Source organism: Bacillus sp. CDB3, assembly GCF_002081505.1.
In the GTDB taxonomy this organism is placed as follows: domain Bacteria; phylum Bacillota; class Bacilli; order Bacillales; family Bacillaceae_G; genus Bacillus_A; species Bacillus_A cereus_AT.
In genome coordinates, this window is record NZ_ALBR01000071.1 from 1 (window position 1) to 709 (window position 709).

The following is a 709-nucleotide window of genomic DNA, read 5'->3' on the forward strand; positions in this document are numbered from 1 at the left end:
ATATGGAGAAGGAATAAAAAAATAGTAGGTTCTGGTGCAAAAACTCTAAAGTTTTTACACCAGAACCTACTTAATCAAATGCGACGACGCTTATATTACTGTTCTCCATGAATATAGGGTTCATTGATTCTAAGGTATCGGAAAGAATTTCGAATGTTAAAGTACTATCAGTAGTAACCTTAATTAACATTCCAGCAGATAAAGAAACAGCAGAATCATTTCCCGGACTAGCTTCACTATATTGTCTTAAATCGGATCCATCAATAATATATTGATCATTTAATACAAATCTTGTCTTTATGTTTAAATTAGAACTTTGTTCGGAGAAAATAGGGGTCCTCAAGGTAATGTCATAGGATATATAATATATATGATTTGCTGATAATGTAATTGAAGATGAATCATTTGTAAGAGAAATAGAATTACCATTTATAAAATTTGTTGTTAACGGCATAGGTATAGAGGTAGTAATTGGTACTGTTATAGGAAAAGGTTCGAGTGAAAATGATCCAGCGCTTAGTGTCCCTGTTGGTTCCGTTGACCCTAATTCGACAACACTTATATTACTGTTAGTCACGGATATAGGGTTCATTGATTCTAAAGTATCGGAAAGCATTACGAATGTTAAAATACTGTCAGTAGTAACCTTAATTAACATTCCAGCAGATAAAGAAACAGCAGAATCATTTCCCGGACTAGCTTCACTATA

At 33.0% G+C, this 709-nt stretch carries 1 protein-coding gene; it reads right to left on the minus strand.

Annotation, left to right across the window (positions count from 1 at the left end):
- Window positions 1-70 precede the first annotated feature (70 nt).
- Window positions 71-709 (minus strand): hypothetical protein (locus CDB3_RS31715; protein WP_179139719.1); only part of this gene is annotated, 639 nt, incomplete at its 5' end.